Source organism: Chelatococcus sp. HY11 (assembly GCF_018398335.1).
Taxonomy (GTDB): domain Bacteria; phylum Pseudomonadota; class Alphaproteobacteria; order Rhizobiales; family Beijerinckiaceae; genus Chelatococcus.
Genome location: NZ_JAHBRX010000002.1, coordinates 448,673 through 474,751 on the forward strand (window position 1 = coordinate 448,673; position 26,079 = coordinate 474,751).

Consider the following 26,079-nt stretch of genomic DNA (forward strand, 5'->3'; position numbering starts at 1 on the left):
GGCCTCGCCTCAGCGAGGAGCCCGGAACCCATGAACATGGCGGTTCGGGATAGAGTCGGAAAGCGCTAGCCCAGGATCCGGAGCGTCGGCACGGTCACGAGGCCGGACGGCAAGGGCTTGAGATCATCGAGATCCTGCAGCCGTGCCCTCTGCCCATAGTGCGCGACGAGGCGCTCCATGTCCGGAAGGCGCCCCCCTTCGGCGAGGAGATTGATGGCCGTATTATAGACATCAATCGTGATCTCGTTCTCGCCCTCCTGCCATGCTGACGTCAGGTCGATTGCATAGGGCGGCGCGAAGACCGAACCGACCTCGCGGCCGTTGACGCGCACGACGGCAACTTCACGCAGCGGCGGCGTCAGCGATGCGGCGTAGGAATTGCCGCGAATGGTGCCGTGTTCGTTGAGTTCCTGGCGATAAGGTCCGGCCTCGCCAAAATCGAGCACGACTCTCGCTGCGGAATCGAGCGGCCGATCGAGACTGAGGCGCGTGACATAGCGCCCCCGCCCGGAGAAATGGGCGAGCTCAGGCGTTTTCGACCAATCATGGGGCAGTGTCACGGGGTGAGCGGCCCCGTCATCGGCCGCGAAGCTCCAGCCGTCCTGCAAGGGCTTGCTGTCCCGCACCGCCAGGGCGCGTGGAGCCGGGGGGACATGGGCGCCGGCGGAGGCGCGCAGAATGACGAAGACCGAGCCATAGGCGGGCAAATCAAGCGCCACGTCCGGCCCCGCGACGGATAAGCGCCGGTCGTGCAAGGCATCCCACAGCTCGATATGCGCCCCCTCGGAAGCAAAGCGCGCCGAGACCTGGGCGGGCTTCGCGCCTGTATTGGCTACGAAATAGACGTCGCCATCACTAAGGCGCCGCCGCACGAAGCCGACATCCGGCGACGGCTCGGCGAGCCGCATGTCGGGCGTGACATGGCCCGGGAGCCACGCAGCAAGTTCCTCTTCCGCGATGAGAGTGAGGCCAGGCCACGCGCCTTCGGGGCGCCGGCCCACGGCCACCACCTGGCCGCCCCGCGCCGCGAAAGCCTGGAGCCATCGGCTTGTGTCCTCAGGCAAAAACCTCACGTTGGGCAGCACGATGCAGGCGAACGGCCGCGCCTCAGCCTCCGCCAGCGTACCATCGTCAAACAGGTCGAAATCGAAGCCCGCGTTGCGAATGGCGCGCGGGATGACCTTGCCGATGCGGATCTCAGTCTGTTTCCAAAGGTTGAGATACTCCTTGGTGCCGACCTCAAAATCACCGAGAGCGTCATGGGTCGGCGCATAGAGCCCCACGGAGGCCACCGGCTCGCCCTGCCGCAGCAGGAAGCTGGCGCGGTGGAGATAGCGTGCCAGATCCGGCATCACCGGCCACCAGGGGTTGGTGTTGGACAGCGCCCCAGCGGCATAGAGCATCCATCCGGGCTTGCCCGCCTCCGGCGGCGAATAGGGCCAGCCGTGGCCGATCAACTGATTGATTCCCAAAAGAAAATGCTGGTCGGCCTCACCCTTCATATCAACTGGCGTGGCACGGAACGACGGCGAGTGGATCCAGGTCCATGTCTCCGAGGAGATTACGGGCTTGCCGAACAGGTGCCCGGCTGACGACGCCCATTTGGTCTGCGGAATGCCGGCCCAGCCGAAGCCTTCGCCCTCGATCAGGCCTGCATGGCGGTGGCTCGTAATGGAGGCCGGCGGCATGCCATAGTTCTGGATACGGAAATGCACGCCGTGCCGGTCAGCCCAGGCCCGCATCGGCACAAGGAAGTTCTCCTCATAGAGCTCCGCCAGCGTCCGGCCGAAATCCCGGCGGATTTCAGGCGAGGTCTCGCCGATTTGGTGCTCGATGAAGGGCAGATAGGGTGTCAGGTCGTAGCTGCGGCGGCGCCTGAACTCTTCGAGAAGGTCATCTGTCCAGTTCCCGCCATAGACTTCCAGGCTGTCACAGAAGATGGAATGGACACTCCCTGGCTCCACCGCCGCCATGAGCTTGTCACCGACGTCGGCCAAGTGGCGCTCGATCGAGTCGCGCTTCATATGGTCGAGCACATAGCCCTCGGCCCCGATGGTCGCGCGCTTCACCACCTGCCCGGTTGGCGCGGAAAAACAGAAGACCACCACGCGCGGCCCCTCGGAGGCCGGCAGCCGCAACTCTCCTTCGCCGCTGATGTCGACGACCTCATAACTGCGGGGCATCTCCTGTTTCGACCCCTTGCCCACGAGGACCGCGACGAGCTTTTCGTGCGTGTAGGGAACAGGCCGGACCATACGATCGCGGCCGGGTGCCACTTCCCGGACCTCGGTGCGTAGTCGCTGCGCCGCGAGATCCTCCGTGATGGTGGGCCCGCCGTAGGACCAACCGCTGCCAATGGTCACGTCCATGCGCAGCCCCAGCTCCAGCGCGCGGCGCGAAACGAAGTTCACGCGCTTCAAGAAGCTGTCAGACAGAAAACGATGCGTCCTGAAGCCCTGGGGTTCGTCGTCGACATGCATCGGATACAGGAAGGCGAGCTCAAAGCCGCCGATACCCGCATCCTTCATGGCCAGCATTTCACGATCGAGTTGCTCCTCCTCGATGACGGGCCCAAACCACCACCAGCGCATCATGATGCGGCTGTCCTCCGGCGGCGTGGCGAAACCGGCCTCCAGATTGGCGATCGTATTCACGTCGGTGCCTTGCATGATGCTACCCAGCGTTTCCTTCCCGTCCGGCTTTTCGCCGGCCATTGCCATTGCGTCAAAGCGATCGGCGAGACGATATGGCGCCTATCGCGCCGATGAATTTCGCTCGAAATCGCTCATTTTCGTTCAATCGCGCAGCCGTCAACGCTGCGCCAGCGCCTTACCAGGGAAGCTTTCTGCGGATGATGCCAATCTGTCAATCGCTTTTGATCGAACTTGCTCGCTCTTGACGGACCTTAGCAAGTTATGATCCTCTCTTGATCGCGGGCACCGCTGATCCTCCGTCATGCGCCTTAATGGCGGCAAACCGCGGGACGATCAGCCGAACCCCGGAATGCAATAAGATAGGCTCCCTCAAGGGGAGCCAGGGAGGTTCCGATGCCTAGGAAGAACGACGAAGGGCATATCCATTCTCGCCGTACCATCTTGAAGCTGGCGGCTGCCCTGAGCCTCAGCCCTCTCGCGGTCCAAAAGGCGTTCGCGCTGGACGGACAGCTGCGCGTCTATGCCAACAGCTCGCTGCGTGCCGGCGTGCAAGCCGTCGCAAAGGCCTTCGTTGCCAAAAATTCCGGCGTCAACGTGCGGACCGAGTTCGCCAATACCGACCAGATCCAGACCACGACGCGCGTGCAGCTTGGCGCGGGAACGGCACCGGACGTTATCACCGTGTGGCCCGGCAGCGGTAACCCCCTCTCCGTCGGCCAGATCGCGCCTGCCGGCTATCTTATGGACCTCACGAGCCAGAACTTCGGCGCGGCCGTGCCGGAGCTGCTTCAGGAGAGCTTCTTCGTCAACGGTAAGTCCTATTTCCTGCCAACGACGGTCAGCCTCATCGGGACCTATGCCAACCTCAAGGTCGTCAAGGAGCTCGGCCTAGAGCAGCCCACGACATGGAGCGAATTTCTCGCCTTCTGCCAGAAGGTGAAGGACGCGGGCAAGATTCCGCTCGCGCTGGGCAATGGCTCGCCCTGGGTTACCCAGCTCGTCACCTATGCTCTCGTCGCCACCACGGGCTTCGCCCGTAATCCCACGCTCGCCGAAGACATGCGCGCTGGCAAGCTCACCTTCGCCAATTCGGATGGCTGGCGGGAGGCGCTTGAAAAATACATGGAGTTGAACAAGCGCGGTTTCTTCAACCCCAATCCGAACGGCACCTCCTATGACGAGGCGTTGCAAATGGTCGGCAGCGGCGAGGCCGCCATGTCGATCCTGACGTCCCCCAGCACCAAGGGCATCCTGAATTTCGCGGGACACCGCGACTTCATCATCTGGCCGACACCTGCGACTGATAATCCGCAGGAGACCCGGGTGCCGTCGAGCCTCGGCAACAGTCTCGGCATCAATGCCAAGACGCGGAACCCCGAGGCGGCCCTCGCCTTTCTCAAGTTCATGGGCTCACCTGAGATGCTGAGCCTGATGGGGAGCGAGCTCGACCTGCCCGTTCTCGGCAAGGACGTGACGTACGATCCGATCTTCACAGACGTCATGCAGATGGTGAACAGCGGCAAGATCGCGATGTTCATGGACAATAAGTGGCCGAACGCGCGTGTGCAGCAAACCCATTTCAGCGGCATCCAGGAGCTCTTTGCGGGCTCGGCCACCATCGCCGACGTCCTGAAGCGCATGGACCAGGCTTACCAGTCAGGCTGAGGGTCATGATCCCTCCTCCGCAATGAGGCGTCGTGACGCCTGACCTGTCTCATGAAAGGCGGCTATTCCCATGAGCAGCATCGCCGACACCGCTGATTTCCCAACGAAGACGCCAAGCATGCGAAAAACGTGGAATTTCGGTGGTCTGTTCAATGCCGGATTGAGCTGGTGGTTCGTTATCCCCGCTCTGATGCTCTATTGCCTGATCATCGTCTATCCGATGCTGTCCGGCACAGGATATGCGTTCACCAACTGGAATGGTCTCACACCCGACTATAGTTATGTCGGTTTCGCCAATTTCCAGCGCATGTTCGGCGACCCACAGGCGATGTCCGCTATCAGCACCACGCTGATCATGGCCTTCGCCTTGGTCGCGGGCAAAATCATCGTCGGGCTTCTTCTCGCACTCGCGCTCGACAGCGAAATAAAGAGCAGGAACTTCCTGCGCATGATCTTCTTCATGCCGGTCGTTCTCACGCCCGTGATCATGTCCTTTTCGTGGAAATATATTTTCTCCACGACAGGGGCACTTAATCAGATCATCAAACTGATCGGGCCGCCAAGCTGGGCCCAGCAATGGCTCGGTGAACCGACGCTCGCCCTGTTTTCTGTCATCTTCGTCACCGGTTGGGGCTCGGTGGGCCTCGCCATGGTCATCTTCCTCGCTGGCCTGCAGGGCGTGCCGAAGGAGTTGATCGAGGCCGCGAAGATCGACGGCGCCTCAAGTTCGGCGCGGCTGCGCTACATCATCCTGCCGCTGCTCGCGCCGGCCATGACAGTCAATGTGGTCATCGGCCTTGTCCAGGGCCTCAAATTCTTCGACCAGATCTATGTATTGACTGGCGGTGGTCCGGGCTATGCAACGGAAACCCTATCCACCATCATCTACAAGACAAGCTTCCAGTTTGGCGAATACGGCTATGGGTCAGCGACTGCTCTTGTTTTCGCCCTTCTCGTCGCCGCCATCGTCTTCGCTGCCACGCATATTCTGAGACGCAGGGAGATCCCCAGTGGATGACCGCCGCTATACATTCGGGACCTTCGCGCTCGAAGTGGCGATGATCGCCCTCGCGGCAGTCTTCGCCTTTCCGATCTACATTCTTGTGGTCCTCGCATTCAAATCGCAGGCGGAGTGGCGCGAGGCGCCGCTGTCTCCGCCAAGCGATCCCTATCTCGGGAACTTCCAGACCGCCTGGCACGACGCCTATCTCGCCGACGCGCTCATATCGAGCGTCACGGTCGTCGCCGGCAGCCTCGTCGTCCTTGTCGCGGTCGGATCGCTTGCCGCCTATTTCGTGGCGCGATGCAAGCCGCGGCTCGGCTATGGGCTTTATCTCTTCTTCCTGACCGGCTTGATCCTGCCTTTCCAGCTTGCGCTCATTCCGCTCTATCAGCTGATGCGCGACATGGGTCTGCTGGGTTCACCGCTGTCGCTCATCCTGTTCTATTCCGGGCTGCAGCTGCCCTTCACCATCTTCCTCTATGCCGGGTTCATCAGGACCATTCCAAGGACCTATGAGGAGGCCGCCCGGATCGATGGCGCGAGCGATCTCGTCGCCTTCATCCACATCATCCTGCCGATGTTGCGGCCGATCACCGGCACGGTGCTGATCCTCAACGGCGTCTTCATCTGGAACGACTTCATGACGCCGCTCCTCTATCTCAGCGGTTCGAGCTGGGCGACGGTGCCGGTCGCGATCTATGCCTTCGTCGACCAATACGTGACGCAATGGGGCATCGTCTTCGCCGCGCTTCTCATCGGCATCGCTCCGGTTATGCTGGCCTTCCTCTTCCTGCAGAGGAACATGATCAAGGGCTTCGCCAGCGGCATCAAAGGTTAGGATCGATCGACATTCAGGGATGGCCCAAGAGATACCATTGTCATCACCGGGCTTGTCCCGGTGATCCCGACCGGAAAGGCGCTTCCATTCATCGAGATGGCCGGGACAAGCCCGGCCATGACAGCTGACAGCGCTGAATGTCGATTGGTCCTAGAACACCCGGACCGCGCGGATCCGCGCCAATATTTCGCAAGAGTTCACAAGAGTTCGATTGCAACGTCGGAATTCCGGAACGGCATGCGCTCCGCACGATCGCGGCACGATGACGCGCGCCGTCACGGACGATCAGGGAAGGAAACGGATATGTCGGAAACCGCTCGCGCAACACGCAGCGAACTGGAAGCTGGCTTTATCACGCCGCCCAACGCCGCCAGGCCGCGCGTGTGGTGGCACTGGATGAACGGCAACATCGCGAAAGAGGGCATTAAGCTCGATCTTGAATGGATGAACCGTGTCGGTATCGGCGGCTTCCAGATGTTCGATGCCGGCTGGAACACACCGCAGGTAGTGCCCGAGCGCCTGACCTACATGACCGCGCCATGGAAGGACGCGCTGAAATATGCGGTCGATCTCGGCCGTGAATTCGGCTTCGAGATGGCGATCGCCGGCTCGCCGGGCTGGAGTGAGACAGGCGGCCCCTGGGTCAGCCCAGACCAGGCCATGAAAAAGCTGGTCTGGAGCGAGACCATCGTCAGGGGTGGCGACGCAGCGCCCGCTCTGCCCCCTCCCCATGACGTGGCCGGCACCTTCCAGAACTTTCCCAATGCCGGCCATGTCGGCTCCCTCGGCACCCAGGGACCAAAGCCGCTCGACCCGTTCTATCGCGACGTCCGCGTCGTTGCCTTTCCTCTCCCCGCCTGTGAGCACGACGCATTGCCTACTCCAGCGGTGACATCGAGCGCCGGTGCCGTCGATCCCGCTATTCTCTCCGACAACGACTATGTCAGCGCTGTCGATCTGCCGATCGTGCCCGGCGAGCCTCATGCCACTATCCAGTTCGACTTCGGCTCAGCCCAGACCATCCGCTCCCTCAGCGTCGCGGTGGCGCCGGACAACTGGGCCAAGCCCAAGGTGCGGCGGCAGGCGCCGCCTCTCGGCACTCTCGAGGCAAGCGACGACGGCGTCACGTTCCATCCCGTCGCCGAGGTTCCCGGCTACGAGCTCGGGCGCAGTTCCGCACCGCAGCACACACTCTCGATTGCGCCGACGACGGCGCGCTTCTTCCGGGTGAACTTCACCAATCCGCCGGAGGCGCTCGATTTCCGAGCCTCGCCTTTCCGTTTCAATGAGCGGCCCAATGCCCACCGCGTCAGCCAGCTGGTGTTGCGCGGCGGGGCACGCATCAACCGCTTCGAGGAGAAAGCGGGCTTCGGCACCCTGAACGACTTCTATGCCTTTCCCAGCCATCCCGCCTCGCCGGACGCGATCGTCAACGCAGCCGATGTCATTGACCTGACGGATCGTTTCACGCCTGAGACGGCCGCGCTCGACTGGACCGCGCCGGACGGTCAATGGGTCGTGCTGCGCGTCGGCTATTCGCTGGTCGGCACCAAGAACCATCCGGCCTCACCGGAGGCGACGGGCCTTGAAGTGGACAAGCTCAACCGGACCCATGTGAAGGCCTATCTCGACACGTATCTCGCGCAATATGCCGATGCCTCCGGCGCGCCTTTGGGCAAGCACGGCATTGCCGCCATGATCACCGACAGCTGGGAGGCTGGCACCCAGAACTGGACGGAGGACATGCCGGCCCTCTTCGCGGCGGAGTGCGGCTATCCGCTGCTGCCGTTCATGCCGGCCCTGTTCGGCTATGTGGTCGACGGCGTGGCGGAATCGGAGGGGTTCCTCTGGGACTTCCGCCGGGCCATCGGCGACCTCGTGGTCAAGAACCATTACGGCGAGATCGCCGACACCCTCCATGCCCACGGCATGCTGCATTATTGCGAATCCATGGAGCGGGAACGCCCGACCATCGGCGACGGCATGGCCTTCAAGGAGCGCTCCGACGTGCCGATGGGCGCCTTTTGGGTGCGGCGCGAGCACGGCGAGGACATCCCGAACTACGGCGTCGACCTGCAGGAGACGGCCTCGGTCGCGCATCTCTACGGCCAGAACCTCGTCGCGGCCGAGGCGATGACCACCAACGGCGATCTCAGCGGCTGGAGCGACAGCCCCCGCTCGCTGAAGCCTGTCGCCGACGAGATGATGGCGCTCGGCGTCAACCGCTTCGTCATCCATACCTCCGTGCACCAGCCGCTGGCGGATGCGGCGCCCGGCCTCACGCTCGGCCCCTACGGCCAGCACTTTAACCGCAATGACACCTGGGCGGAGCCTGCGGGGCAGGCCTGGGTCAGCTATCTCGCGCGTTGCTCACACCTCCTTCAGGCGGGCTGCTTCGCCGCCGACATTGCCTATTTCTATGGGCAGGAGGCGCCCATCACCGGCCTTTACGCCCACGACAAGTTCACGGATATGCCCGAGGGCTACGCCTTTGACTTCGTGAACGACAACGCCCTGCTCGATCTCTTCTCCGTCGAGGACGGCAGGCTCACGACGCCGAGCGGCATGCGCTATCGCGTGCTTTATCTCGGTGGCAACAGCTTGGCGCTGACCCTGCCGGTGCTCAAGAAGCTGAAGACGCTTATCACCGCCGGCGCCACCGTCATCGGCGAGCGTCCGCGCTTCACGCCAAGCCAGGCCGACGATCGCGAGGCCTTCGCCGCGCTGGTCAGCGAGCTATGGGGCGATCACGAGACACGCGGCCTGCGCGGTATCGGCCGGGGACGCCTCTATCAGGGCCGCAGATTGCCGCAAGCCCTGGCCGCGCTCGGCCTTCACCCGGACTTCGACTACACGCGCGCCGATCCGGCGCACAAGCTCCTGTTCGTGCACCGGCAAACGCCCGATCTCGACATCTATTTCGTCAATAGCCGCGTCGCGACCGATGCGACCTTCGACCTCAGTCTCAGGGTCAGTCGTGGCTCAGCCGAAATCTGGCATCCCGAAACCGGACGCATCACACCGGTCCACGCCCACACTGAAGGCGACCGCACGGTCGTTCCGCTCACCTTGCGGCCAAGGGAGACCGTCTTCGTGGTGCTGAGCAATGGCCGCGCCCGTACGGCCCCGGCCTCCGCGCCGACGCTGCGGACGCTGTTCGAGCTCGCGGGCGAATGGAACCTGCGCTTCCAGCCGAAGCGCGGCGCGCCCGCCGAGGCGACGTTCGCGCATCTCGAAGCCTGGAATGAAAGCACGGATGCCGGCATCCGCCACTTCTCCGGCACCGCTACCTATGCAAAACGCTTCGCCTTGCCGCAAGGCGCCCGGCAGCACGGCGAGCGGCTGATCCTCGATCTCGGCAGCGTTCGCGAGATCGCCGCCGTCCGTCTCAATGGCAAGCCGGTCGGCCTGCGCTGGGCCGAACCCTACGAGGTCGATATCACCGACCATGTCCGCGACGGCGACAATGATCTCGAGGTCGATGTCACCAATCTCTGGGTCAACCGGATGATCGGCGACGAAATCGCTAAGGAGACGGGCGAAACCATCAGCTTCACGGTCTTCCCCGTGTATCGGAAGGATTCGCCGCTCCTGCCCTCGGGCCTCCTCGGCCCGGTGCGCATAAAAGTCCTGTCTTCCCGCTGACAGCAACGACGGCAGCGCCCGCGGAGGATCTCCGCGGGCTGCCGGCCAGGCGTCATCCGGCGCTGCGTTCCGTGATGATCAGGTTGCCATGGGAATCCATGCGGCAGACTTGCCCGGGCAAGAGGAAGGTGGTCGCGTCCATCTGCTCGACGATGGCAGGCCCGGCGATGACGCCGCCTATCGGCAGTCGGCTGCGGTCGTAGACGTCGCAGGCCAGCCATTCGCCGGAATGGTAGACTTTCTGGCTGCCGGAACGCGCGTCGTCCACGCTTGCGCCGGCCTCGATCGGCGCGGCCTGCGGCTTTGCCAGCCGGCCGGTCGCGTTGACACGCACCCCCGTGAGTTCGACTGGGGCATCCTTCTGGTCGAAGGTGTAGAGACGCCTGTGCAGCGCGTGGAAGGCGTCGATCGCCCTGGCGAGCGCATCCTGCGAGACGGCTTCCCCCTGCCATGGCACGTCGAGCTCATAGCCCTGGTTCTCATAACGAAAACTCACGAAACGGCTGATCTCCTGCCCTTCGGGTGCGATCCCCTCCGCGTCGAGCCAGTCGCGTGCGCGCTGCCCCAGTTCCCGGAACAACTGGTCGAGACGCGAGAGATCGCCATAGGGAGGCCGCAGCAGCAGCGTGCGGCTGAAGTCGCTCTTGAGATCGGCGATCAGCAGGCCCTTGCTCGACAGCACGCCGCAACCAAGCCCGACGATGGTGGATTTCATGCCTAGCAGGCGCGCGATGAAGCCGCCATGCAGCGGGCCGGCTCCGCCAAATGGCACCAGCGCGAAATCCTTGGGATCATGACCGCGCTCCACCGACACAACACGGATCGCGCCAATCATGTTGTTGTTCGCCACGTCGATGATGCCGCGTGCCGTGTCATGGAGGCTCGTGCCGAGCGCACGCGCGACCCTTTCGACCGCGCGCGAAGCGGCATCGATGTCGAGCGACATCGCGCCGTGCAGAAGCCGCTCCGGCAGATGCCCGAGGACAAGATGGGCATCCGTCACGGTCGGTTCGGTGCCGCCGCGTCCATAACAGGCGGGGCCGGGTTGCGCGCCAGCGCTGGCGGGGCCAACGGCGAGCCCGCCATCCGACACCCGCGCGATGGAACCGCCGCCCGCGCCGATGGTGTGAATGGCGATCATCGGCAGATGTACCGGCCACTGGCCGACGGTGCCCTCTGACGTAATGGCGGGCCGCTCGCCCTCGATGAGACAGATATCCGCCGATGTGCCGCCGATATCGAGCGTGATGAGCTTGCTCTCGCCGGCGAGATTACCGATATGCTGGGCGCCGATGACGCCGGCCGCCGGGCCGGACAGCGCCGTCTGGATCGGCTCGTGCCGAATGGTATCGACGCCGGTGACGCCGCCGTTCGACTTCACGAGCAGAAGGCGCGCCGTGTCTATGCCTTCGTCGCGGAGCCTCGCCTCCAGACGCCCGACGTAGTCGGATATCAGCGGCATCACATAGGCGTTGAGCGCGGTCGTCATGCTGCGTTCGAACTCCCGGAAAGTCGGCAGCACTTCGCTTGAGAGCGAGATCTGCGCGTCCGGAATTTCCGCGACGAGGATATCCCGCGTGCGCTCTTCATGCGCGCCGCTGGCATAGGCGTGCAGGTAGCACACCGCGATGGAGCGGATGCCTTTCGCGTGGATCTTCCTCGCCGCAGCCCGGATCTCATCCTCGGCGAGCGGCTCGATCTCCGCGCCGTTGAAATCGATGCGGCCAGCGACTTCGAAGATCCGCTGCGGCGGGATGGGCCGAGTCGGCTTCACCCACGAGAACATGTTGGCGGAACGCGGAATGTCGTGCCGCCCAATCTCCAGCACATGTTTGAAGCCACGCGTCGTGATGAGCGCGCAATCGGCGCCGCGCATCTCAAGGATGGCATTCGTCGCAACCGTCGTGCCGTGGAAGACGTGGCTCACCTCGCTAGCTGGCGCGCCGGCCAGGGCGAGCACCTTCTTCACGCCATCGATGAAGCCGCGCGATGGATCATCGGGCGTCGAGGGCACCTTGGCCTTCCACTCCCTGCCATCGGCGCGATCCACCAGGGAAACATCGGTGAAAGTGCCGCCGGTATCGATGCCGAGCGAAAGTGTCCGGCGGGTTCGTTCTTGATGGAGGGACATCGGATGACCTATGGGGATGACCTATGACAAATCATGTTCGTCCTGAGAAGCGGACCGAACCGCTTCCCTGGGCCTGCTGGCGCAATACGATGGCGTTCCGGCCCGTGGGATCGTCCACCCACGGAGGGGGTTAAAGCGGTTTCCGATCAATGTGAAACGCCTGATCCACCGACGTCATCCCCGGCCTCGTGCCGGGGATCCCGGTCGGAAATGCGCGGCCCCTTACTGATCGGGATGGCCAAGGAACTCGGCTGTTGCCGAGTTCCGCAGTGGACAAGCTGAAGTCGGGCAAGCCCGACTTCAGGGATGAACCCGGCCATAACGGCGAAGTTCGAGCGCTTCAATGAACTCGGAAATCGCCCTAATCGCCGTGCTTCTCAAACCAATCGAGCACAAGCTTGATGTATTCATTATGACACTCGCCGGTATAACCATGCGCCGCCCCCTCGAATATCTTGAGAACGGAGTTTGGAATAGCCGCATGCACCGCGCGTGCATAACGCGGACCTGAAAATAGATCCTCGATACCGCCTGACGTGATAAGCGTCGGGCATTTGATCTGGCAGGCCGTATCGCGCACATCGAAGGCGAGCATCGCATCGACGATACGGTCGTAGGCTTGCGGCGCGGGGAAGGTATTCTCCCCGGCGCGGCCGCGGAAGGCCTTCTCCGGGATGTCAGGCCGCGTATTGTAAGTGTTGGGCGTGTAAGACCAGAGCGTGACTTCCTCCGCCCATAGTTCCGGATCGAGCGCGCGCATACGCTTCCAGACCCGTGCGAGCGAGGCGCTGAAATTGTCGGATTTAAGCACCGCGGAGCCCAGTTCCAGCGCGGAGATGCGATCGGGATGACGGATGGCAAGCGCCATGGCGACGCGGGCGCCCATGCCCCCGCCACCGATCATGCGCGTGCGCTCGATCTTCAAATGGTCGAGCAGTCCCGCCAGATCGTCGGCCATCTGCTCCAGAGTCAGCGGCCCGTCCGGCGCATCGGTGCGTCCCATGCAACGGTGGTCATGGCGAATGCACATGTATTTCTGCGAGAGGATCGGATGACTGCTTCCGAAATTGCGCCCGGCTAGCGACCATCCGCTGCTCATCAGCAACGGCGGGCCCTCGCCGGCAATCTCATAGTACATCTCGATGTCGGATACTTTGGCCTTCGGCATCAGGCGGTTTCCTTGAGTTTAAAGGAGGCTTCATACCAGCCGTCCTCGTCGTAATAGCCATTGCGGTGGACGAGCTTCGTGGGCCAGCGTCGTTCCCGACGCAGTGCCTCCGTGGCCGCGAGATCGACGGCTTCAGCGTCGAGGTCGACAATGACCCCATAATCGTCACGGGCGCTCTCGATGCTGACAAACTCACCCAGCACATCGCGCAGAACGAGATCGACCGGCCTGTCGAAGGGATGGCCGACCCCGCCGCCACCGGGCGTCTCGATACGCAGGATATCTCCGCGCTCCATGGGCACCCCCTCCGCGAGATAGGGAAGCTCGCGCTCGCGCGGCGTGCCGGGGTTCATGGTGAAGCGCCCAGCGCGGCCGGACATGCCGCCGTTGATCCCGAAGGGCGGATGAATGCAATTTGTCAGGCGGAGCATAAGCGTCGCACTGTCGCCGAGGAGTTCCACCTCGCGCACGATGCCGCAGCCACCGCGCCACCGCCCCGGACCGCCGGAGTCAAGGTGTATCCCATAGCGGCGAATGCGCACGGGATAGTTCATCTCGGCGAACTCGACGGGAAAGTTCCGCTGCGCGATGTAATAAACGGCATCGATACCATCGGCGTAGGGCCGCGCGCCCTGCCCGACGCCGAAACCCATCGTCTTGAGATAGCTCTTGCCCGAGCCCTCGCGGATGCCGGAAATCTTGCCGAGCGAATAGGCCGAGCTCGACGCATGCCCCCTCGCGGGATCGGCGACGCCGACGAGGCCGTAGCAGGTGGTGTGCACCCGGCGCGACGTCGTCGCGCGCTGGCCAAGCGGGGCGGGATATTTGGGCTGCAGAATACTGCCCGGCCGCAGCTTCAGTTCATCAATATTGCGCAACAGGCCTTCGTTAGGCAGAAGATCCGGGCTTTCCGCTGTCATGAACAGACCGAAGACCATGCTCGGAATGACGCTGCTCATCAGGAAATTGACCGGCCCACGCGTCTGGTCGTCGCTGGCGGTCGCGTCGAGGACCAGACGCTCGCCGTCGGACTCCATCGTCATGCGCACGGCGAGCGGACCCGAACCCATGCCGTCGTCGTCGACCACGTCGGCAAAGCGATAGCGCCCGGGCGGAAAAGCCGCGTGCATGCGCTGATGAACCGTCCTCTTGGTGCTGGCGATCAAGCTGTCGAACGCCCCATAAGCCCGCTCCACACCGAACCGCTCGAGAACCTCGCGCAGGCGCCGCTCGCCGAGCTGTACCGCCGCGATCATCGAGCGGACGTCGCCCCGCACGATCTCCGGGAAGCGTGAGTTGCTGACGAACATGCGGAAGATGTCGTCATTGATGATACCATCCTGACAGAGCCGGACGATGGGGACGATCACCCCTTCCTGGAAGATGTTCTCCGTGTCCGGCGTCGTCGAGCTGGAGTGAGACCCGCCGATATCGATGAAATGCGCCCAGGCGAAGACGAAGCCTTCGACCACATCATCGATGAAAACCGGCGTGACGAAGACCATGTCCGGCGAATGCGACACGGCGCCATTGGTGCCGTAGCAATCGTTGTAGAGAAAAATATCGCCCGGCCGCATCGCGGAGATCGGATACTGCTTCAACACCGGCGGAACGATGCGGCCGCCGGACGGCATCTTGGTGCCGATGAGAAGATTGAGGTCTCGATCAACAAGGCCTGTGAAGTAGTCCTGCTTCTCACGGATGACAGGCGACATCGCGGTGCGTTCCAGCAGCGAGCCCATCTCAAGTTGCGCGGAGCGCAGCGCGCCGCGTACGATCTCCACGGTGATCGGGTCCAATGCCGGCTTCCCAGCCGACGATAGGGCGGTGCCCGGATGATGCATGATGTCCTCTCAATCCCGGCTCAAATCCGGCCCGGCCCATTCCCGCAGCGTCTCGCCGAGGATGTTGATGCTGAGCACGGTGAACATGATGGCGAGCCCCGGGAAGGTCGCGCCCCACCAGGCCTGGTCCAGCACGCTGCGACCGGCCGAGAGCATCGATCCCCAGGATATTTGATCAGGCGGCAGACCGAGCCCCAGAAAGCTCAGCGCAGCCTCATAGATGATCATCTGCGGCACCGCGAAAGCCGCGACGACGATCAAAGGTGTCAAAGCATTCGGCAAGATGTGCCGTAACAGAATGCGAAGTCGCCCGGCGCCAATACAACGCGCCGCGAGCACGAACTCGCTTTCGGCGTGCCGCATCGCTTCCGCCCGGGCAACGCGCGCATAGATCGGCCATTTGGCAATGATCAGCACGATCACGACGTTCCAGAGGCCCGGGCCGAGGATGTACATGATCATGATCGCAAGCAGGATGAAGGGAAACGCCAGTTGAACATCAACGAGGCGCATGATCACTTCATCGGTCCAGCCGCGCGCATAGCCGGCTATCAAACCAATCAGCGTCCCAAGAACTCCCGCGCCGAGCACCGACGAGATGGCCACGATGAGCGAGACCCGCGTGCCATAGATCACGCCGCTGAGAATATCGCGGCCCAGCACGTCAGTCCCGAATACGTGCGGCGGAAGTCCGTCCTCACCGGTCAGCGATGGCGGCATGAGGTTGGCCATGATGTCAGCGCTCATCGGGTCGAACGGGGCGATGAGGGGCGCCGTCAGGGCGCAGAAAGCAATGAGGGCAAGGAACACGGCGCTGAGGATCGCAGCCGGCCTGATGCGGCGGAACAGGCGCCGCCGGCTGCGGACAGGCGCCGCCTCGATCTTCACGGGCAGGCTATCGGCCAATTCAGGCATAGCGCACCTTCGGATTGACCGCCGCATAGGCGAGGTCCGCCGCGAGGCTCGTCAGCACCACGACCATCGCGACAACGAAGGCGCCGGCCTGCATGACAGGAAAATCTCGACGCTCGATCGCCTGGATCATCAACCTCCCCATACCGGGCCAGGCGAAAATCGTTTCCGTGACGACAGCGCCGCCCATCAACAGGGCAAAATCGACCGCGAGCACCGTGATCAATGAGATCGCGATATTACCCAGGCAATGACGCAGGAGGATCTGTCCCGTCGGGACGCCTTTGCTGCGAGCCGTGCGGATATAGTCCTGGCCGAGCACGTCAAGCAGTTCGGAGCGGATCAGCCGCGTCAGCCGCGCCAGCGGGAAAAGACCGAGCGCGATCATGGGCAGGACGAGATAGCGGGGCTCGCCGAAGCCGGCTGGCGGCAACAACTTCCAATGCGTCGAGACGACGAGAATCAGCATCAGGGCGAGCCAGAAATTGGGCATGGACTGGCCGAAAAGAGTGAGCCCCATGATGCCGCGATCCAGAAGGCTCCCCTTGTAGATGGCGCTCAGTGCCCCGAAGATGCCCCCGAGTACGAGCGCGAAACCAAGCGCGCTCGCGGTCAACAGCAGGGTGGCCGGCAACGCCTCCAGGACAAGCCCCAAAGCTGGCTGCGATTGCCAGATCGACAGCCCGAAGTCTCCCTCCAGCGCCGAACTCAGGAACCGCCAGTATTGCGCGATGATGGGATCGTCGAGATGCCATACCGCCCGCAACTGTGCGACGTCTGCATCGGTCATGCCGGGCTGGATCATCAGCGCTACGGGGTCACCGACCAGGCGGGACAGGATGAAGATCACCGTCACCACCCCGACGATCACCACGAGCGCGCTGGCCACGCGCCGCAGAATAAACCAGGTCATTTCGAAGCCGGTTCCATGTCTTGAACGATGATCTGGTCGTCGGAACGCGCCTTCCAGGCAATCTTGTTGTTCACCGCCCAGATCGACAGAGGCTCATACAGGAACAGCCACGGAATATCCGCCCGAACCTGCGCGGATATCTTTTGCAGCTCCGCGTCACGCTTCTCGGGATCGAATTCGCGGCGCGAGGATTCATACCAGCCGTCGACTTCCGGGCTGACGTAATGTGACCAGTTCCAGTTGCCCTTCGAATGTGTCAGCGAACGAATTGTCGTCTCCGATCCCGGTCCACCCTGGTAGAAATAGATGAAGATGTCGCCGACATCCTTCTGGTTTCCCTTGAAATCGTAGAGTTTCGCCGAATATTGCGAAGCCTCGTCGATCTGGATCTTGACCGTAAATCCGACCTTCTGAAGATCGGAGGCAATGACTTGCGTGAGTTCGGACGAGAGCGGCACCGGTCCCTGCGGAGCATGCAGGATGATCGACTTGTCCTGCAGGTTGGCCTCGTCCAAAAGCTTCTTGGCACGCTCCGGATCATAGGGCATCGCCTCGATCTTGCTGTCGAAGCAGCCCATCGACGAGGCGCAGAGCTGCCCCATCGGCTTGCCGAAGCCGCGCAGAAGACGATTGACGATCGCCTGCCTGTTCACGGCGAGATTGACCGCCTCCCGCACGCGCTTGTCGCGGAAGATCGGGCGATCATAGACAAGGCCACCCCAGATGGGACGATTGCCCGATTCTGTCGCCTCAATGCGCGCGACGGTTGAGCCCTTGAAACGCGGCGTCTCCAGTGGGGCGATATTCGCCGCGATCGAAGCCTCGCCATTGAGGGCCGCAGCCGCACGCGCGGACGCATCTGGCACCACCCAGAAGGTCAGCTTGTCCGCCTTGGGGGCGCCACCCCAGTAATCGGCGTTCCCTTCCAGAACAACACGGTCTCCGCGGCGCCAGCTCACGAATTTGTAGGCGCCCGTCCCGACGGGTTTCAAGGCGAAGGCTTGCGGGCCGACTTCCTCATAATACTTGGGCGGTATCGCGGACACACGGTCAGCGATCGTCTCCAGAAGATAGGAGACTGGACCGTCTGTGATGAAATCGACCGTGAAATCGTCGACGACCCCCGCTTCCTTGATCAGGGTCAGGGAGCCTCTCGCCTGCGACTCCGGTCGCTTGGCCTGCTCCAGCCAGAAGCGGACAGCGTCGGCGGTGAACGGCTCGCCGTTGTGGAACTTGACGCCCTTGCGCAGGTGGAAGCGCCAGGTTTCCTCGTCGATCCGCTCCCATTTTTCCGCAAGGGCCGGAGCAAGCTTGCCCGACTTGTCGAGCGTGATCAGCGGGTCATAAAGGTTGCGGAAGACCCAACGGTGCCAGCCGGTCACATTCTGCGAGCCATCCAGCGTCGTCAGATCGAGATGCGTGGCGATCGTCACATCGCCAAGCGGAGCGGCCCAGACGGGCGCGGCGGTGAAAATTGCGACGGCCGCGGCAACCGGCGCGGCATGTACAAGAGCTTTGGCGACAAGACGGGTCTGCGTGAGAAACGCTCTCATAAGCTCCATCCCCTCGGTTGGATTTTTTTGTTCAGCACCCAGACACTAGTTATGTCATATAGACAAGTCAACAAGTATACATCTCGTAGGCTTACGCTTTTCGCCGTGCTATAGAGAAAGAGCGACATCGGTGTTGGCTGGAGGCCAGGCGCCGGTTCGCCGCGTTAGAAGCAATGGAAGTAGGGGCCACCCTTTTGAGAGACCTGTGGATTGATTCATCGGACGCAGCGACGTCCCCGCTTCCCATCTACTGGCGGGTCTACCAGGTGCTGCGCGAGGAGATTTGCGAGGGCCTCTATCCACACAAGGAGCTGATGCCGAGCGAGAGTGCGCTGGCAGAGCGCTTCGCGACATCCAGGATCACGGTCCGCAAGGCGTTGGAGCTCCTCAAGAGCGAGGGCTATATCAAGACGCGCCAGGGCGTCGGCACGTTCACCAAGGCAAAGCTACCGCCCGGGAGCCAGCCTCGCAGCTTCACAATGAATCTATCCGAGATGTGGCGGGAGACCACGACCACACTGCTCGAATTCGAGTTCGTCAATGCTCCGCCGAACGTCGCCAGCCTGCTCGAGGTTGAGCCAGGCGCCACCGTGCACAAGGCAATTCGCTTCCGGACTTACAAGCGCCGGCCCGTCGGGCTTTTGACCACGTATATCCATGAGCGGGTAGCGCGGGACTTCACGCGCGAGAGCTTTCTCAGCGCACCGCTGATCACCCTGTTTTCGCAGGCGGGTTATCCCTCGGCCACAGCGCGTCAGCGTATCAACGCGCGATCGGCCGATCCATTTTCCGCCAAGCATCTCGGCGTCGAGATGGGCGCGCCTTTGCTCTGCATGATGCGCGTGTCGCGCGATGCGTCGGGCCAGCCCATCTCCTATCTCCAGGCACTTTTCCGGCCGGATCGCTACGAAATCGAGCTCGATCTCGAAATAGACGGACCCGCACAAAAGGCGGTGTGGCGCCTTGCCAGCGGCGCGGAGAGCGACAGCATGCCCAAGAGGAGCGTGCCCTTTGAAATCGAAATGGATCCCTCGGGCAAGCGCGGGGGATCCGCCGATTGACGGAAACCGAGCGGCGCAATGGGCTCAAGCCTTGACCGCGCCCGCCGTGATCGCGCTGACGAGATGCCGGTTGAGGAAACCGTAGAGGACCATTACCGGCAGCGCCGCGATGACCGAAGCGGCCATCAGCTCGTTCCATTGCACGCGGTATTCGCCGACAAGATTGGCGATGCCCACCGACACCACGAACATATTGGCGTCCGTCGTCAGCACCAGCGCCCAGACGTAGGAATTCCAGGCGATGATGAAGGTGAACAGCGCGACGGCAACGAGGCCGGGACGCGCCAGCGGCAGGATGACCTTGAAGAAGGTCTGCAGACGTGAGGCGCCATCGATGATCGCCGCCTCGTCGATGTCGCGCGGGATTGTCCGGAAGAACCCTATCAGCATCCATACCGAGAACGGCAAGGCAAACGATGAATAGGCCAGGATCAGCGCAAGATAGGTATCGACAAGGCCAAGTGACGCCATGATCTGGAAATAGGGGATGATCAAGAGCGTCTCCGGCAGCATCTTCGTGAACAGCAGGAAGAGCACGAATGCGGCGGCCCCGCGCACGAAGAAGCGCGTGAAGCCATAGGCAGCCAGCGCCGAGAGCACGACGGACAATGCCGTCGCGCCGACCGACACAACCAGGCTGTTGAGAAGATAGCGGCCAATGGGCCTTGTCTCGAAGACCACGCGATACGCCTCGAACGACCAGTTCGACGAGAAGAAGGTCGGCGGCGACTGGAAGACTTCGGGTCCAGGCTTCAGCGAGGTATTGACCATCCAATAGAACGGAAAGAGCGTCACCGCCAGCGCTGCCAGAATGAGCACCCAGCGCAGGAGATCGGCAGGTGTCAGCACAACACGATTCATCGTGAACCCTCCTGCGCATGGGTGCGTGTGAGCCCGACATAGAGCACGGAGAAGGCCAGCACGAGGATGAGCAAAAGCACGCCGATCGCCGCCGCCTCGCCGAAGTGATTGGCACGGAAGGCGGTGTTGTAGAGCAACGCCGGCAGGACCTCTGTGGCGCCGACAGGGCCACCGCCCGTCATCACCGCGATGATATCGAACATGCGGATGGTATTGATGATGTCGAGCGTCGATGCGACCACGATGAAATACTTCAGGTTCGGCAAGGTTATATAGCGGAACTGTTGCAGGGGAGATGCACCGTCGATGCTGGCCGCCTCATATTGTTCCACCGGGATGGTCTGCAAACCGGCCAGAAGGAGGAGCATCACGAAAGGCACGCCGCGCCAGACATCGACCGCCACGATGGAGCCGAAAGCAAGGCTTGGCTCGCCGAGCCAGGCCTTGTAGCTGTCGATCAGCCCCACGGCGGAGAACAGATAATTCACGACACCGAATTGCGGCTCCAGCAGCCAGAGCCAGATCGTCGAGCCGATCGCCGGTGCGACCATCCAGGGCGTGAGGAAGGCAACGCGCAGCACCGCGCGCGCATGGGCGACGCGATTGAGCAGCATCGCGAGCCCCAGCCCGATCGCCATGTGCATCGCCACGCAGAGGGCGGTGAAGGACAGCGAAACCCACAGCGAATTCCAGAACGCCTCGCTTTCGAGCACGCGCACGTAGTTGTCGAAGCCGACAAACATCGTGTTCAGCCCGCGCGTGCGCTCCAGGCTGGTCCAGAACGCCTTGATGAGCGGGAGGACGATCACCGCGCACAGGAAGATGAAAGCAGGCGCGATGAAGAGGTACCCGTGCCAACGCTCGCTTTCGAGGCCGGGCCGGGCCGTGTGGCCCCGGCGGCGCTGGGGGAGCGCCGGCCGGGAGAGGCTGTCTGATACCGCCGTCATTGGTCTTTCAGCTTACGGTTGATCTTGGCATCAAGGTCCTTGAAAACCGTCTCGAGCGTGTCCGGCGCGAGCAGGGCCTTCTGGACGGCGTCAACGATGTCGCCGGCCGCGATATCCGCCCAAATGGGCAGCGGCAGCGGATAGGGCTTCGCATTCTCGCCGATCTTGAGGAAGGTCAGGAGCATCGGATCGCTCTTGATCTCCGGTTCATTGGCGAGATCGCTGCGAATGGGCATCCAGTTCGCGACCTTGGCGCGCTTGATCGACCATTTCGCATCGGCCTCGAACTTGATGAACTTCCAAGCGGCTTCCGGGCTCGCGCAATCCGCCGCGATGCTCGTGGATGTCACCGTCTTGAGTGTCGGCGCATTCGGGATCTGATGCGGCGCGGGCGCGACGATCAGCTTGCCCTTGAGCGCGGGGTTATCTTCCTCGGCTTTGGCAATCGCCCAGTTGGCGTTGCGCATCGTGGCGATCTTGTTCTGCGCGAACATGACCGTCTGTTCGAGATAGTTCGTCGTGGTCGGCGCCGGCGCGGCGAAACCGTCGCGCGCAAGCCCGAGATAAGCCTTGATCGCCTCCAGGCTCTTCGGGTTCTTGGCGAAGGTCGCCTCGGTCATGTCGGCGTTGAAGACTTCGCCGCCGTTAGAATAGATCCAGCTCAGCAGCACCCGCGTCGTCGTGTCAGTCTTGCCGCCGAGGATGGCGGTCGCCCATTGACCATCCTTGGTCAGGGCCTTCGCCCAGGTCCTATAATCGGCCCAACTCACCGGGGGCTTCGCGGGATCGAGACCGGCGGCCTTGACGAGATCCTCATTGTAGATTTCGGCATAGATGCCACCCCAGATCGGCACGCCGTAGAGCTTGCCTTGCCAGCGCGCGGCCTTCATCACCTCGTCGCTCCAGGCCTTGCGCCAGGCCTCCGGCTCGGCGTCCCAGAACTTGTCGAGCGGCATCAGATAGCCGTTGTAGGCGGCGGTGGTCAGATCGACCGAGACGAGGCATGGCGCGCGACGCGCCTGCGAGGCCGTCACGAACTTCGTCCAGTGATCCTTGCGCGCGACGAGAACGGGGTCGATCTTGATGCCGGGATTGGCTGCCTCGAAGGCGGCGACCATCTCCTTCCAGACCGGCTCGAACTGCTTCTCCGTCAGATTGGCGGTCTGCCATTGCAGCACGATCGGCTTGTCCGCCGTCTGCGCGATGGCACCGGTGGCGCCGAGCCATGCAAGCCCGCCCGCGATGCCGGACAGAAGTTTACGGCGCGTCGATTTCAACATCAGATGTCCTCCCTCAATTCTCGATTATTAGCGAAACAACGAACCCGGGCGCTCGCCGAGCGGCTGGGGCCTGAAGGCGTGGTCCTTGAGCGCCTCGATATCCGGCTCGAGGCCGAGCCCCGGCCCCTCGGGCAGGATGAAATGACCATCCTCGAACTGGATGGCCGGGCGGCTGACCGCGTCGCGAATGGCGCGTTGCGGCTCCATCTGCTCAAGGATGTAAAAGTTCGGAATGCTGGCCGCGAGATGCATGGAGGCAACGGTGCAGATCGGCCCGCCCGGATTATGCGGGGCGACCGGCACATAGTAGGTATCCGCCATCGCCGCTATGCGCCGCAACTCCGTGAACCCGCCGCCGTGCATGATGTCCGGCTGAACGATCTTACAACCGCCCTCCTCCAGCAACTCCCGGAATTCATAGCGTGACAGCAGACGCTCGCCCGTCGCGATCGGCGTCCTGATATCGCGCTGGAGGCGCGCCATGACCTTGGCGTTCTCGAAGGGGATGGGCTCCTCGAACCAGCCGGGCCTGTAGGGCGACAAGGCCTCGTCCAGCATCACCGCCGTGCGTGGTGACAGGAACTCGCTGCATTCGTGGAAGATGTCGACATCCGGTCCCGCGCCCTCGCGCGCCGCCGCCATCATCTCGCGGGCGAGGCGCAGCTCCCTCGCTTCGTTGGCGCGCAAGCCGTCGTAGCTGATGAGGCAGCATTTGAAACCGGTGAAGCCACGGCGCACCGCCTCGCGCGCGCCCTCGAAGGCGGCTTCCGGCGTGCGTACGCCCGACAGCCAGTGGCTCGCATAGACACGCAGGCGCTTGCGGTGAGCGCCGCCGAGAAGTCGGTGCACCGGCACGCCGAGCCGCTTGCCTTCAAGGTCCCACAGGGCGATGTCGATGCCGCTCAAAGCGCTCGTCAACGTGGCCCCGCCGCGCCAACGCCAGGCATTGTACAAGCGATGCCAATGCTGCTCCGGCCCCGCCGGATCCTGGCCGATGAGATGCGGCGCCATCTCCCGTATGGCCGTTTCCACAGATTCGATCGGCCCATGCAGCGAAGCCTCGCCCCAGCCCGTCAGCCCCTCATCGGTCGTGATGCGGACGAACAGCCAATTGCACCAGTCGACCCAGAATTTGAACGTTTCAACTCCCGTTACTTTCATTTGGCGATGGTCTTCCCGGTTCGTGCGGCTTGTGATTGGAACGTTCCAAAGATAAATTGAAATCGAGATGGTCTTCAAGCGAAATTCGTCATCCAGCATCAAACGTGTGGACACCGGCAGAGTGACAATGCACGCCACAATCGTGTTTGCTCGTCGCGCTTGCGGCGGACAATCGATGAACGGCGGGACGCCGCCTGCCTGGTGCGCCTGATCAACCGAGGGCCTTTCTTGAACGTGATGCGTAAACCGACCATGCATGATGTCGCCCGCCACGCGGGCGTGTCGACGGGCACCGTGTCCAATGTCCTGAACGATCCGCAGGTCGTCAGCGCCGACAAGCGTGAACGGGTGCTCGAAGCCATCGCGCAGCTCGGCTACCTCCGTAACAGCCTGGCGCAGAGCCTGAAGAGTCAGAGCTCGCGCGTCATCGGGCTGTGTGTGCCGCATGCCGCGAGTGCCTATTTCACGAGCCTGATCGACGCCCTGGAGGACATCGCCTTCACCTGCGGTTACGAGATGGTTCAGATCTTGAGCCGGCACGACCCGGACATGGAATACCGCCGCGTCGAGACGCTGCTCTCCCATCGCATAGCGGGCCTTATCATCGTTCCCAGCCAGTCGCCGCGGCGGACGTTCGATCTGATCGAGCGCTCGCGTGTCCCGGCCGTCATGGTTGACCGCCTCTGGCCCGATGACCGCTTTGACTATGTCACGATGAACAACAGCGAGGCGATGATGGCGACGGTTGCCGGCCTCATCGCCCGGGGGCATCGCCACATCCTCTACACCGCGCGCTATCCGGACCTTGTCACCACCCAGCAGCGCATCGCCGCCTTCGAGGCGGCCGGGCGAGCCGCGGTCGAGGCGACGCGGACGACCGTCCTCGTCAGTGGTGAGGACGAGGTCGCCTTCGGGCCTCGGCTCGTCGCCGCCCTGCGGGGGCCTGATGCGCCTACCGCCGTCATCGCCAGCAACAGCATCATCACCCTCTGGGTCCTGCGTGCGTTCAGGGAGGCGGGAATCATATGCCCGGACGATGTCTCGCTGGTCGCCTTCGACGAGCCGGTCTGGGCCGATGTCATGACGCCGCCGCTTGCGATTATCCGCCATCCCAGCATCGCTATAGCGGAGACCACCTGGAACCTTCTGATGGAGCGGCTGGAAGACAGCCGTCAGCCGCATGCCCCTCCCAAGCCACGGCGGCACGTGCAGCTTCCGGCGACGCTCGAACTCCGAAGCTCCGTTGGCGCGCCGCGCGTCCAGACCCGGTCGTGAGGATGCCGCGAGGGAGAACGAACGCGCCAAGCCTCAACGCTTCGAGCCTCGACGCTTTGAGCCTCGACGCTTGGCGCTTTGGGATCTAAATTCCCCGCCCGGCGAGACCGGACCCCGTACCCACATGGTGGACCATGCCCGCAGCCCAATCACCGTCGCTCGTTCACATCGCAAGCCATGGCTATAGCGCCAGCGTCAATCCCGCCGGCGCGGAACTGATGAGCCTTGATCATGACGGCCGGCCACTCCTCTGGCCTGGAGACACCAACAGCTGGGCCGAACGCGCGCCTGTCCTGTTTCCGACGATCGGCCTCGTCACCGGCGGCGAGATCCGGGTAGGCGGACGCGCCTATCCGATGCCCCCGCACGGGTTCGCCAAGCGCTCGCTCTTTACGGTGACACAAAGAGGGCCGGACCGCTGCAGCCTGACCCTCGAAGCGACATCATCGACCCGCGAGCACTATCCCTTCGCCTTCGGCCTGAGGCTGGACTACAGCCTGGACGCTGCCGGGCTGCGCATGGCCGCGACGATTTCCAACCCCGGCAGCCAGACGCTGCCCGCGAGCTTTGGCTTCCATCCCGGTTTCCGCTGGCCGCTGGAGCCCGGGGTGCCGAAATCGTCCTACACCATCGCCTTCGCTGACGATCGCCGCATCACGACCAAGCGGCCCGCGCAGGGCTTCTTCACCGATGAGAGCACGGTCGTCGACCTGCCGAACGGCCATCTCGCCCTCAATGATGACCTCTTCGTGGGCGGCGGCCTCTTTCTCGTCGCGCCAAGGAGCTCTGAGGTTCGCTTCGGATCGCCTGACGGCAAGCTTGCGCTCACGGTCGCCTACGAGAATTGCCCCGACGTCATGGTATGGATGAAGCCGGGCGCGGAATTCCTCTGCATCGAGCCTTGGCATGGCAGGCCGGACCCGGCTGGCTTCAAGGACGACTTCAGCCGGAAACCCGGCCTCGCGAACATTCCCCCTGGCGAATCCATCGTCGTCGCTATGACCGTCCGCGCGGATGGCTAGAGCCGGATGGGCGTAATCGCGCGGGCAAAACCGCCGCGGAGAGGACGGGGACGAGCGGGCCGGGGTGCGGGAGCACGTCTGTGTCCTGCGGGTGCAAGGTCGCGCTCCCCTCTCCTCTTTCAGCTTTGCCCCGCCGTGGTACGGAC

At 63.0% G+C, this 26,079-nt stretch carries 18 protein-coding genes; 7 read left to right on the forward strand and 11 right to left on the reverse strand.

The genetic code is table 11. The annotated features are described in order from the left end of the window. Nucleotides 1–65: 65 nt before the first annotated feature. Complete coding sequence (locus KIO74_RS23080; RefSeq protein WP_213337123.1) at nt 66–2,714, reverse strand: glycosyl hydrolase; 2,649 nt, start codon at nt 2,712–2,714, stop codon at nt 66–68. A gap of 333 nt (nt 2,715–3,047) precedes the next feature. Between KIO74_RS23080 and KIO74_RS23085 the strand changes: the two genes are divergently transcribed. The 4 genes from KIO74_RS23085 to KIO74_RS23100 all read left to right on the forward strand — a co-directional run bounded on the left by KIO74_RS23085 (nt 3,048) and on the right by KIO74_RS23100 (nt 9,805). Beyond that, nucleotides 3,048–4,319: an ABC transporter substrate-binding protein gene (locus KIO74_RS23085; protein ID WP_213337125.1), complete on the forward strand. Its 1,272-nt coding sequence runs from the start codon at nt 3,048–3,050 to the stop codon at nt 4,317–4,319. A gap of 70 nt (nt 4,320–4,389) precedes the next feature. Beyond that, on the forward strand, nt 4,390–5,337 hold the full coding sequence (locus KIO74_RS23090) for a carbohydrate ABC transporter permease (protein WP_213337127.1): 948 nt from the start codon (nt 4,390–4,392) through the stop codon (nt 5,335–5,337). Next, nucleotides 5,330–6,160, forward strand: coding sequence for a carbohydrate ABC transporter permease (locus tag KIO74_RS23095; RefSeq protein WP_213337129.1), 831 nt, complete (start codon nt 5,330–5,332; stop codon nt 6,158–6,160). Before KIO74_RS23090 ends, KIO74_RS23095 begins: the two co-directional genes overlap by 8 nt. 303 nt (nt 6,161–6,463) lie before the next feature. After that, nucleotides 6,464–9,805 carry a glycosyl hydrolase gene (locus tag KIO74_RS23100; protein ID WP_213337131.1) on the forward strand — a complete coding sequence of 1,114 codons (3,342 nt, stop codon included), beginning with the start codon at nt 6,464–6,466 and terminating at the stop codon, nt 9,803–9,805. A 52-nt stretch (nt 9,806–9,857) separates the two neighbouring features. On the opposite strand, the gene KIO74_RS23105 is transcribed toward KIO74_RS23100, so the two are convergent. The 6 genes from KIO74_RS23105 to KIO74_RS23130 form a co-directional block, all read right to left on the reverse strand. Beyond that, entirely contained in the window at nt 9,858–11,936 is a 2,079-nt protein-coding gene (locus tag KIO74_RS23105; RefSeq protein ID WP_213337133.1) for a hydantoinase/oxoprolinase family protein, read from the reverse strand. Between the two features lie 361 nt (nt 11,937–12,297). Next, on the reverse strand, nt 12,298–13,104 hold the full coding sequence (locus tag KIO74_RS23110; protein WP_213337135.1) for an alpha/beta fold hydrolase: 807 nt from the start codon (nt 13,102–13,104) through the stop codon (nt 12,298–12,300). Beyond that, nucleotides 13,104–14,948, reverse strand: a complete 1,845-nt coding sequence (locus KIO74_RS23115) for a hydantoinase B/oxoprolinase family protein (protein ID WP_213337137.1) — start codon at nt 14,946–14,948, stop codon at nt 13,104–13,106. The genes KIO74_RS23110 and KIO74_RS23115 overlap by 1 nt, the downstream gene beginning before the upstream one ends. 9 nt (nt 14,949–14,957) lie before the next feature. Continuing rightward, complete coding sequence (locus KIO74_RS23120) at nt 14,958–15,863, reverse strand: ABC transporter permease (RefSeq protein ID WP_213337140.1); 906 nt, start codon at nt 15,861–15,863, stop codon at nt 14,958–14,960. Continuing rightward, nucleotides 15,856–16,773 carry an ABC transporter permease gene (locus KIO74_RS23125; RefSeq protein ID WP_213337143.1) on the reverse strand — a complete coding sequence of 306 codons (918 nt, stop codon included), beginning with the start codon at nt 16,771–16,773 and terminating at the stop codon, nt 15,856–15,858. The genes KIO74_RS23120 and KIO74_RS23125 overlap by 8 nt, the downstream gene beginning before the upstream one ends. Beyond that, nucleotides 16,770–18,326 carry an ABC transporter substrate-binding protein gene (locus tag KIO74_RS23130; RefSeq protein ID WP_213337146.1) on the reverse strand — a complete coding sequence of 519 codons (1,557 nt, stop codon included), beginning with the start codon at nt 18,324–18,326 and terminating at the stop codon, nt 16,770–16,772. The genes KIO74_RS23125 and KIO74_RS23130 overlap by 4 nt, the downstream gene beginning before the upstream one ends. Nucleotides 18,327–18,520: 194 nt before the next feature. Here KIO74_RS23130 and KIO74_RS23135 point away from each other — a divergent pair, with 194 nt between their 5' ends. Next, the gene (locus KIO74_RS23135) at nt 18,521–19,387 is read left to right on the forward strand and encodes a GntR family transcriptional regulator (RefSeq protein ID WP_213337148.1); all 867 of its coding nucleotides are present in this window, start codon (nt 18,521–18,523) and stop codon (nt 19,385–19,387) included. A 24-nt stretch (nt 19,388–19,411) separates the two neighbouring features. On the opposite strand, the gene KIO74_RS23140 is transcribed toward KIO74_RS23135, so the two are convergent. The 4 genes from KIO74_RS23140 to KIO74_RS23155 are packed head-to-tail and all read right to left on the reverse strand — an operon-like array spanning nt 19,412 to nt 23,636. Beyond that, nucleotides 19,412–20,248, reverse strand: coding sequence for a carbohydrate ABC transporter permease (locus KIO74_RS23140; protein WP_213337151.1), 837 nt, complete (start codon nt 20,246–20,248; stop codon nt 19,412–19,414). Then, nucleotides 20,245–21,195, reverse strand: a complete 951-nt coding sequence (locus tag KIO74_RS23145) for a carbohydrate ABC transporter permease (RefSeq protein ID WP_213337154.1) — start codon at nt 21,193–21,195, stop codon at nt 20,245–20,247. The genes KIO74_RS23140 and KIO74_RS23145 overlap by 4 nt, the downstream gene beginning before the upstream one ends. After that, nucleotides 21,192–22,475 carry an ABC transporter substrate-binding protein gene (locus tag KIO74_RS23150; protein ID WP_213337157.1) on the reverse strand — a complete coding sequence of 428 codons (1,284 nt, stop codon included), beginning with the start codon at nt 22,473–22,475 and terminating at the stop codon, nt 21,192–21,194. Before KIO74_RS23150 ends, KIO74_RS23145 begins: the two co-directional genes overlap by 4 nt. Before the next feature lie 27 nt (nt 22,476–22,502). Then, the gene (locus KIO74_RS23155; RefSeq protein WP_213337160.1) at nt 22,503–23,636 is read right to left on the reverse strand and encodes a mandelate racemase/muconate lactonizing enzyme family protein; all 1,134 of its coding nucleotides are present in this window, start codon (nt 23,634–23,636) and stop codon (nt 22,503–22,505) included. Nucleotides 23,637–23,873: 237 nt separating this feature from the next. Here KIO74_RS23155 and KIO74_RS23160 point away from each other — a divergent pair, with 237 nt between their 5' ends. Continuing rightward, the gene (locus KIO74_RS23160; protein WP_249731553.1) at nt 23,874–24,911 is read left to right on the forward strand and encodes a LacI family DNA-binding transcriptional regulator; all 1,038 of its coding nucleotides are present in this window, start codon (nt 23,874–23,876) and stop codon (nt 24,909–24,911) included. Between the two features lie 134 nt (nt 24,912–25,045). Next, the gene (locus tag KIO74_RS23165) at nt 25,046–25,933 is read left to right on the forward strand and encodes an aldose 1-epimerase family protein (RefSeq protein WP_213337166.1); all 888 of its coding nucleotides are present in this window, start codon (nt 25,046–25,048) and stop codon (nt 25,931–25,933) included. Nucleotides 25,934–26,079 lie beyond the last annotated feature (146 nt).

Excerpts from the sequence above, each read along its gene's own strand:
- KIO74_RS23085 (WP_213337125.1), top strand. The coding sequence starts at position 3,048 with ATGCCTAGGAAGAACGACGAAGGGCATATCCATTCTCGCCGTACCATC.
- KIO74_RS23140 (WP_213337151.1), bottom strand. The coding sequence starts at position 20,248 with ATGAATCGTGTTGTGCTGACACCTGCCGATCTCCTGCGCTGGGTGCTC.
- KIO74_RS23100 (WP_213337131.1), top strand. The coding sequence starts at position 6,464 with ATGTCGGAAACCGCTCGCGCAACACGCAGCGAACTGGAAGCTGGCTTT.
- KIO74_RS23120 (WP_213337140.1), bottom strand. The coding sequence starts at position 15,863 with ATGCCTGAATTGGCCGATAGCCTGCCCGTGAAGATCGAGGCGGCGCCT.
- KIO74_RS23145 (WP_213337154.1), bottom strand. The coding sequence starts at position 21,195 with ATGACGGCGGTATCAGACAGCCTCTCCCGGCCGGCGCTCCCCCAGCGC.
- KIO74_RS23115 (WP_213337137.1), bottom strand. The coding sequence starts at position 14,948 with ATGCATCATCCGGGCACCGCCCTATCGTCGGCTGGGAAGCCGGCATTG.
- KIO74_RS23080 (WP_213337123.1), bottom strand. The coding sequence starts at position 2,714 with ATGGCCGGCGAAAAGCCGGACGGGAAGGAAACGCTGGGTAGCATCATG.
- KIO74_RS23125 (WP_213337143.1), bottom strand. The coding sequence starts at position 16,773 with ATGACCTGGTTTATTCTGCGGCGCGTGGCCAGCGCGCTCGTGGTGATC.
- KIO74_RS23160 (WP_249731553.1), top strand. The coding sequence starts at position 23,874 with ATGCGTAAACCGACCATGCATGATGTCGCCCGCCACGCGGGCGTGTCG.
- KIO74_RS23130 (WP_213337146.1), bottom strand. The coding sequence starts at position 18,326 with ATGAGAGCGTTTCTCACGCAGACCCGTCTTGTCGCCAAAGCTCTTGTA.
- KIO74_RS23155 (WP_213337160.1), bottom strand. The coding sequence starts at position 23,636 with ATGAAAGTAACGGGAGTTGAAACGTTCAAATTCTGGGTCGACTGGTGC.
- KIO74_RS23165 (WP_213337166.1), top strand. The coding sequence starts at position 25,046 with ATGCCCGCAGCCCAATCACCGTCGCTCGTTCACATCGCAAGCCATGGC.
- KIO74_RS23150 (WP_213337157.1), bottom strand. The coding sequence starts at position 22,475 with ATGTTGAAATCGACGCGCCGTAAACTTCTGTCCGGCATCGCGGGCGGG.
- KIO74_RS23110 (WP_213337135.1), bottom strand. The coding sequence starts at position 13,104 with ATGCCGAAGGCCAAAGTATCCGACATCGAGATGTACTATGAGATTGCC.
- KIO74_RS23105 (WP_213337133.1), bottom strand. The coding sequence starts at position 11,936 with ATGTCCCTCCATCAAGAACGAACCCGCCGGACACTTTCGCTCGGCATC.
- KIO74_RS23090 (WP_213337127.1), top strand. The coding sequence starts at position 4,390 with ATGAGCAGCATCGCCGACACCGCTGATTTCCCAACGAAGACGCCAAGC.